Origin of the sequence: Pseudomonas sp. SDI, from assembly GCF_003105155.1 — a bacterium.
Lineage (GTDB): Bacteria > Pseudomonadota > Gammaproteobacteria > Pseudomonadales > Pseudomonadaceae > Aquipseudomonas.
Window position 1 is genome coordinate 42,693 of sequence record NZ_QETK01000034.1, and the last position, 7,016, is coordinate 49,708.

Genomic DNA, 7,016 nt, shown 5'->3' on the forward strand with positions numbered 1-7,016 from the left:
ATGCCCGACACCCCCTCCGACACCCTCCAGCCCCAGCCACGGCTGTGGCTGGGCAGCATCGAGTTCAGCGCTTTCGACCCGCGCAACGGGCGCATGCAACGCCACGTGCAACACCGCGCAGCACTCGCCTTCGGTTACGCCGGCGAGTACGTCAGCGGCAGCCGCACGGCGCCGCGCCACGACAGCGATCACAACCCGCATCCGACCCGCCAGCCGCTGGCCGAACGCGCCCTGCGCGACCGCCTGCTCGAACTCGGCTTCAAGGTCGCCACCCGGCAGAGCAAAGCCCTGCCGGAAAGCGCCGGCGAGCCCTACGAACTGCCCAACGACAACGCCTGGCTGCGCTTTGTCCTCAACGACCTGGCCAGCCTGCGCGAGCGCGGCTGGATCATCGAGTGCGCCGACGATTTTGCCTTCGACCTGACCCCGGTCGACGACTGGTACGCACATATCCAGGAAGCCCCGGAACGCGACTGGTTCGACCTGGAGCTGGGCATCGTGATCAACGGCGAGCGCCTGAGCCTGCTGCCGATCCTGCTCAACCTGCTGCGCACGCACCCGGAGCTGCTCAATGCCAACCACCTGGCGCGGCACCGCGACGACGAACAACTGCTGGTGCCGATCCCGCACCCGCAGGCAGCGCGCCGGGCGCTGAACATCGCCCTGTCGTATGGCCGGCTCAAACCGGTACTGACGGCACTCGGCGACTTCTACCTGCGCGAGCCCGGCGAAACCACCCTGCGCCTGGCCACCCCGGACGCGACCCGGCTCAATGCCCTGCACGACCTGCCACTGAGCTGGCAAGGCGGCGAGCGGGTACGCGACCTGGCCGAGCGCCTGCGTGATATCCGCACCCAACCGGCGCTACCGCCAGAGGGGCTGAATGCGACCCTGCGCAGCTACCAGCTCGACGGCCTGAGCTGGATGCAGGCGCTGCGCGAGCTGGAGGTGGGCGGCATCCTCGCCGACGACATGGGCCTGGGCAAAACCCTGCAAACCCTGGCGCACCTGCTGACCGAAAAGAACGCCGGGCGGCTCGACCGGCCGGCCATGGTGGTGATGCCGACCAGCCTGATCCCCAACTGGCAGGACGAAGCCGCGCGCTTTGCGCCGGGGCTGAAGGTGCTGGCCCTGCAAGGCATCGGCCGGCGCAAGTATTTCGACCAGTTGCAGGACTATGACCTGCTACTGACCACCTACGCCCTGCTGCCCAAGGACCTCCCGCAGTTCCGCAACCTGCCGCTGCACGTACTGATCCTCGACGAGGCGCAGTACATCAAGAGCCCGTCGAGCAAGGCGGCGCAGGCCGCACGCCAGCTCAATGCACGCCAGCGCCTGTGCCTGAGCGGCACGCCGCTGGAGAATCACCTGGGCGAGCTGTGGTCGCTGTTTCACTTTCTGCTGCCGGGATGGTTGGGCGACAGCAAGGCGTTCAACCGCGATTACCGGGTACCGATCGAGCGTCAAGCCAATGATGAGCGCTTGCAGCACCTGAATGCCCGGATCAAGCCGTTCCTGCTGCGCCGCACCAAGGAGCAGGTGGCCACCGAGCTGCCGGCCAAGACCGAGATGATCCACTGGGTCGAGCTCAGCGACGCGCAGCGCGACGTGTATGAAACCCTGCGCCTGGCGATGGACCAGAAGGTGCGCAACGAGATCACCCGCAAGGGCGTGGCGCGCAGCCAGATCATCATTCTGGAGGCGCTGCTGAAGCTGCGCCAGGTGTGCTGCGATCTGCGCCTGGTCAACGCCGAAGCCTCGAACGTGCGCAACGCGGCCTCGGGCAAGCTGGCCAGCCTGATGGAAATGATCGAGGAACTGATCGCCGAGGGCCGCCGGGTGCTGCTGTTCTCGCAGTTCACCAGCATGCTCGGGCTGATCGAGCAGGAGCTGCGCGAGCGGCAAATCGACTATGCCCTGCTGACCGGCGAAACCCGTGATCGGCGCACGCCGGTGGCGGACTTCCAGAGCGGCAAGCGGCAGATCTTCCTGATCAGCCTGAAGGCTGGCGGGGTCGGCTTGAACCTGACCGCAGCGGACACGGTGATTCACTACGATCCGTGGTGGAACCCGGCAGCGGAAAACCAGGCGACCGACCGTGCGTATCGCATCGGCCAGGAGAAGCCGGTGTTCGTCTACAAGCTGATTACCCGCGGGACGGTGGAAGAGAAGATCCAGCAATTGCAGCTGGAGAAGTCAGCGCTGGCCGCGGGCGTACTGGAGGGACGCCAGGCCGGTGACTGGAAGCTCGCGGCGGAAGATATCGATGCGCTGTTTGCACCGTTGCCGGGGAAGCGCCAGACGTCCAAAACCGGCTGAACCCATCGCGGGACGAGCCCGCCCCCACAGCATTGTGGGAGCGGGCTCGCCCCGCGATAGGCTACACCGCAGCCCTCAATCCACCAATTGCGCCTCTTTCAGCGCCCCGAGCGCCTCCAGCCAGCGCGGCTGCTGACGGTAGTCGGTGCGCGCAAAACCCTGCCCGCGCATCTGCGCAATCCGCGGCGAGGGCTTGACCTTCAGCCGCTGCGCCGCCGACAAGGCCAGCTCCGCCGCCGCGCGGTCGTTGCACACCAGGCCCATGTCGCAACCGGCACTCAAGGCCGCCTCGATCCGGCTGGCCGCATCGCCGACCACATGCGCGCCGGCCATCGACAGGTCGTCACTGAAGATCACCCCATCAAAGCCCAGCTCGCCACGCAGAATGTCCTGCAGCCAGCGCCGCGAGAAACCGGCCGGCTGGTTGTCGACCTGCGGGTAGATCACATGCGCCGGCATCACCGCCGCCAGTTGCCCGCTCAAGCGCGTGAACGGCACCAGGTCGGCCGCGCGAATCTGCTCCAGGCTGCGCTCGTCGGTCGGAATCGCCACATGCGAATCGGCCTCCGCCCAGCCATGCCCGGGGAAATGCTTGCCACAGGCGGCCATGCCCGCTGCGTTCATCCCGCGAATGAATGCTCCGGCCAGTGCCGTGGCACGTTGCGGGTCACCCTCGAAGGCCCGGCTGCCAACCACGGCGCTGCGCTGGTGATCGAGGTCCAGCACTGGCGCGAAGCTCAGGTCCAGGCCCACCGCCAGCACCTCGGTCGCCATCAACCAGCCGCACTGCTCGGCGAGGTACTCGGCGTTGGCATTGTCGGCCAGCGCACGCATGGCCGGCAGGCGCACGAAGCCCTGGCGCAGGCGCTGCACGCGACCGCCCTCCTGGTCCACCGCCAGGATCAGTTCGGGACGAATGGCGCGGATCGACGCACACAGCTCGCGCACCTGGCGCGGGCTGTCGATGTTGCGGGCAAAGATGATCAGGCCGGCCACTTCGGGCTGGCGCAGAAGCTGGCGGTCTTCGGCGGTCAGCCAGGTACCGGCGATATCCACCATCAGGGAGCCTTGCAGGCTGGCACTCATAAATGATCCTTCAGTTCAGGGGCGCGTCGGCCCACAGTGGGCAGGCGGCTTCTTCAATCTGTACCGGGCAATGCAGCGGCACCTGCTCGAACAGGCGCATCAGCTCGGCATTGCGCAAGCGCACGCAGCCATGTGACAGGGGTACGCCCATCGGCTCGCTGTCGGGGGTGCCGTGCAGGTAGATATAGCGGCGGAAGGTGTCGACCGGACCGAGGCGATTGCGCCCCGGCTCGCAGCCGCTCAGCCAGAGGATGCGCGTGAGGATCCAGTCGCGCCCGGGAAACTGCGCGTGCAGGGCCGGGGTCCAGGTTTCGCCGGTCCAGCGCCGCCCACGCAGTACGGCGCCTTGCGGCAGGCCGGCGCCGATTTTTGCGCGGACCTGATGACGGCCACGCGGCGTGCAGCCGGAACCGTTGCGTTCACCTGGGCCATTGCGCGCGGTCGACACCGCCAGACGCAGCACCAGACGCCCATGGGCGAACCCATAGAGGCATTGGTCGGCGAGGGAAATATGCAACAAATCGAGAGTAGGCATGGGGCGCTAGCTTAGCCGATGGCAGCCGCCGCGCCCAGCCGTGAATCAGGCCTTGGCGGTCGCCGGCGCGCTGCTGGACTTGCTCCGCGGACGCAACTGCGCAGCCGCCATGGCTGCGTCGGTGACACCGCTGTCGGCGCGCATGCCGGCGGCGAGGAACGGCACCATCAGGCGCATGACCTGCTCGATCGAGGTATTGATCCCGAAGTCGGTTTCAGCGATGGCACGCAACGCCTTGATCCCGGACATGCTGAACGCTGCGGCACCCAGCATGAAGTGCACACGCCAGAACAGCTCGATCGGCGGAATGCGTGGTGCGGCGTCGTTGACCAGCAGCATGTAGCGGCGGAAGACCTTGCCGTACATGTCTTCAAGGTAACGGCGCAGGTGGCCCTGGCTCTGGCTGAAGGCCAGGCCCAGCAGGCGCATGAAGATCGACAGGTCGTTGCCGCTGCGTGGTTGCACCACCAGGGCCTGCTCGACCAGCATCTCCAGCAGTTCTTCAAGGCTGGGCTTTTGCTCGGGGCGCGCCTGGCGGCGCTCCAGCTCGCGCTCCAGGCTCTGGCAGAACGGCCCGAGGAAGCGCGAGAAGACGGCCTGGATCAGGGCCTTTTTCGAACCGAAATGGTAGTTCACCGCCGCCAGGTTGACCCCGGCCTTGCTGGTGATCAGCCGCAATGAGGTTTCGGCAAAACCTTTTTCCGCGAACAACTGCTCGGCAGCATCGAGAATGCGTTCAACGGTTTCCGACTGGGCCATGACTACTCCGCCTGACAAACACTTGTTTGAAACATACGTTTCAACACCGTGACTGTCAAGTCGAGCGCGCTATTAGAACACAGCTTCACGCCACGTACTGCACGGCGTCAGGGGCGTTGGCCGGGGTTTTCTTGCAGCGTGACGCTTGCAGCTTGCCACCCACTGTATATAATCCCAGTCACTGTATAAAAAGACAGAGCGATCGACATGCTAAAACTGACGCCACGCCAAGCTGAGATTCTGGCTTTTATCAAGCGCTGCCTGGAAGACAACGGCTTCCCGCCAACCCGCGCGGAAATCGCCCAGGAGCTGGGTTTCAAATCGCCCAATGCCGCCGAAGAGCACCTCAAGGCCTTGGCCCGCAAGGGCGCTATCGAGATGACCCCCGGCGCATCGCGCGGCATTCGCATCCCTGGCTTCGAAGCCAAGCCCGACGACAGCGGCCTGCCGATCATCGGCCGGGTTGCGGCCGGGGCACCGATCCTCGCCCAGCAGCACATCGAGGAATCCTGCAACATCAATCCGGCCTTCTTCCATCCACGCGCCGACTACCTGCTACGCGTCAACGGCATGAGCATGAAGGACGTTGGCATTGTCGACGGCGACCTGCTGGCGGTACACACCACCCGCGAAGCGCGCAACGGCCAGATCGTCGTCGCCCGCCTCGGCGATGAGGTCACGGTGAAACGCTTCAAGCGTGAAGGCAGCAAGGTCTGGCTGATCGCCGAAAACCCCGAATTCGCCCCCATCGAAGTCAACCTGAAAGAACAGGAGCTGGTTATCGAGGGCTTGAGCGTCGGCATCATTCGCCGGTAACAGGAGGCGTCATGCAGTTCCCCCATGCACCACAGCAAGCACAGTTGCCCTTGTTCGAGGCGTTTCTGGCCCAGCCGGTACTCCCACGCCTGAAAGCCAGGGCACCAGCTCAGCCGAGCAACGAACCACCAGCGTTCAGCGAGTTGTCTTTCCGTGGCGCATTGGAGCACTGCCAGAACCTGCTGGCGCCGATGTTGCGCGAACTCAGCGAGGAACAGGATGCCCGCTGGCTGACCCTGATCGCCCCGCCAGCCAGCCTTACCCAGGCCTGGCTGCGTGACGCCGGGCTGAACCGCGAACGCATCCTGCTGTTGCAACCGCGTGGCAACCAGAGCGCCCTGCAACTGGCCTGCGACGCGCTGCGCCTGGGCCGTAGCCACACCGTGGTGAGCTGGCTCAATCCGGTCAGCACCACCGCTCGCCAGCAATTGACCAATGCCGCACGCGCCGGCGATGCGCAGAGCCTGAACATCCGCTTGGGCTGAACACTTGGTTCAAGGAGATTTTGTGGGAGCCTGCCTTGCTGGCCGACTCCCACAGGCTAAATCCAGGAGGATTTGAGGGATCAGTGCAAAACCCGCGGACCGTCGTCACGCTCGATTTCGCCCTCAACCAGCTTGCCCGCCATCTGCACGCCGACGCTGAGCATGGCCTTGGCCACCTCGACATGCTGACCTTGCAGGAACGCCTTGGCGTCTTCAGAGAAATCCAGGGTAACCAGTGAACCCTCGTCCTCGGCACGACGCAGCTCGATCCGGCCGTCAGGTAACTCGACAATTTCTAGAAAGGACGTGGGCATAAAGGACTGATCTCCAGGAAAGGCCGGCATTGTACCAGCCACGGGCAGGATCAGCACTCACTCAAGCCCTCGCGGAAACGAACGGCCAGGCCCTTAAGGTTCTGCCGCCAGCTTTCCAGTTCTTCACGCGACAGCGCTAGCACTTCGGGTGCATCGAGGCTCACGGCCTGAATCAGCGGTTGGGTGACGTCGCCTTTGGGCTGTTTCGTCGCGACCGGCGGTCGAAACAAATCGGCATAAGCTTTGAGCAATTGCGCCAGCCAGGTCTCCGGCTGTTGTGCCAGCTCAACCAGCTCGGCCATCTCCGGAATGGCAATGGCGTCGAGCACGTCGCGGCTCAGCAGTAGCTCGGCACGCGGCGCGGCGGCCTGCGGCAGGCGGTAGAAGCCGGCGATCTCATGGCACAACCCCAGCAGCGCCCCATACAGGTGAAACAGCGCTGACTCGCGCTCGGCCTGAATCAACGCCTGGGCATTCATCGCACGGCTTTCCTGCGCATCGCCCAGCGCTTCGAGGGCAAGGCCGGCGAAGTAAATTTTCTGGTTGGTACGGGTGTAGAGTTCCTGGGCCATTGAGGCGCTCTCCGAAGGGCTGCGAGACGGGTTCGTCAGTGTCTGCGATGGCTGGGTGGGGTGCAAGACCAATTAGCCCCCTAAAAGCATCGCGGGACGAGCCCGCTCCCACAGGGACTGCCATGCACAG

Annotated in this window: 8 protein-coding genes; 3 read left to right on the forward strand and 5 right to left on the reverse strand. The window is 65.0% G+C overall.

Annotated features, from left to right (window positions below):
• The gene (locus DCO48_RS19580; RefSeq protein WP_165840805.1) at nucleotides 1-2,319 is read left to right on the forward strand and encodes a DEAD/DEAH box helicase; all 2,319 of its coding nucleotides are present in this window, start codon (nucleotides 1-3) and stop codon (nucleotides 2,317-2,319) included.
• A 75-nt stretch (nucleotides 2,320-2,394) separates the two neighbouring features.
• Here DCO48_RS19580 and nagZ read toward each other — a convergent pair whose 3' ends face one another.
• From nagZ to DCO48_RS19595, 3 genes are read right to left on the reverse strand one after another with little or no spacing between them, the layout of a single operon-like run.
• Nucleotides 2,395-3,393: a beta-N-acetylhexosaminidase gene (nagZ, locus tag DCO48_RS19585; protein ID WP_177410627.1), complete on the reverse strand. Its 999-nt coding sequence runs from the start codon at nucleotides 3,391-3,393 to the stop codon at nucleotides 2,395-2,397.
• Nucleotides 3,394-3,415: 22 nt separating this feature from the next.
• Nucleotides 3,416-3,940, reverse strand: a complete 525-nt coding sequence (locus DCO48_RS19590; protein ID WP_116552262.1) for a L,D-transpeptidase — start codon at nucleotides 3,938-3,940, stop codon at nucleotides 3,416-3,418.
• Nucleotides 3,941-3,985: 45 nt separating this feature from the next.
• Nucleotides 3,986-4,699: a TetR/AcrR family transcriptional regulator gene (locus tag DCO48_RS19595; RefSeq protein WP_116552263.1), complete on the reverse strand. Its 714-nt coding sequence runs from the start codon at nucleotides 4,697-4,699 to the stop codon at nucleotides 3,986-3,988.
• A gap of 207 nt (nucleotides 4,700-4,906) precedes the next feature.
• Here DCO48_RS19595 and lexA point away from each other — a divergent pair, with 207 nt between their 5' ends.
• Together lexA and sulA are read left to right on the forward strand one after the other, a co-directional pair.
• A complete protein-coding gene (gene lexA / locus DCO48_RS19600; protein WP_116552264.1) occupies nucleotides 4,907-5,515 on the forward strand; it encodes a transcriptional repressor LexA in 609 nt (202 codons plus the stop codon).
• 11 nt (nucleotides 5,516-5,526) lie between these two features.
• Complete coding sequence (sulA, locus tag DCO48_RS19605; protein ID WP_116552265.1) at nucleotides 5,527-6,000, forward strand: SOS-induced cell division inhibitor SulA; 474 nt, start codon at nucleotides 5,527-5,529, stop codon at nucleotides 5,998-6,000.
• Nucleotides 6,001-6,080: 80 nt separating this feature from the next.
• Here the strand turns inward: sulA and DCO48_RS19610 are convergent, their stop codons facing one another.
• A complete protein-coding gene (locus DCO48_RS19610) occupies nucleotides 6,081-6,314 on the reverse strand; it encodes a hypothetical protein (RefSeq protein ID WP_045194907.1) in 234 nt (77 codons plus the stop codon).
• A gap of 50 nt (nucleotides 6,315-6,364) precedes the next feature.
• Nucleotides 6,365-6,886 (reverse strand): DUF6586 family protein, encoded by a 522-nt coding sequence (locus DCO48_RS19615; protein ID WP_116552267.1) that lies wholly within the window; start codon nucleotides 6,884-6,886, stop codon nucleotides 6,365-6,367.
• Nucleotides 6,887-7,016 lie beyond the last annotated feature (130 nt).